General features: G+C 63.7%; 1 protein-coding gene. It reads left to right on the forward strand.

Going from position 1 to position 673, the window contains the following annotated elements:
• Positions 1–673 (forward strand): cache domain-containing protein (locus CXQ94_RS23765; protein ID WP_181034364.1); only part of this gene is annotated, 673 nt, incomplete at both ends.

Here is a 673-nt window from a genome sequence, read left to right on the forward strand (position 1 = left end):
AGCGCAATGCCATCCGCGCCAATCTCGAGAGTTATCTCGATGAAATGGGCGAGGTCACCGCACACAACATCGAGAACTGGCTGTCGGGCCGCATCCTGCTGGTAGAGAGTGCGGCGCAGTCGATTGCGAGCGACAGTTCTGCGGAGCGCGTGGCCAGCCTGCTGGAACAGCCGGCCCTGACCTCGACGTTCATGTACACCTATCTCGGCGGTGCGGACGGCAGCTACCTGCTGCGCCCCTACGAGGAAATGCCGGCCGACTACGATGCGCGGACGCGTCCCTGGTATCAGGACGCGGTCGCGGCGAACGGCACCACGCTGACCGAACCTTACATGGACGCCTCGCTCAACGAGCTGGTGGTCACCGTGGCGACACCGGCAAAGAGCGGGGCGCAGACCCTTGGTGTGGTCGGCGGCGACCTGGGACTCAAGGCGCTGGTGGAGATCATCAACGCGCTGGATTTCGACGGCATGGGCTATGCCTTCCTGATCAGCGGCGATGGCAAGGTGCTGGTCCACCCCAACCAGCAGATGGTGATGAAGTCGCTAAGCGACATCTATCCGCAGAACCCCCCGTCGCTCGACAGCCGCTATGTCGAGGCCGAACTCAATGGCACGCCGCGCGTGCTGGGCTTCAGCCCGGTGCAGGGGTTGCCGTCGGTGAAATGGTACGT

Origin of the sequence: Arthrobacter sp. GMC3, assembly GCF_002929305.1 — a bacterium.
Lineage (GTDB): Bacteria > Actinomycetota > Actinomycetes > Actinomycetales > Micrococcaceae > Specibacter.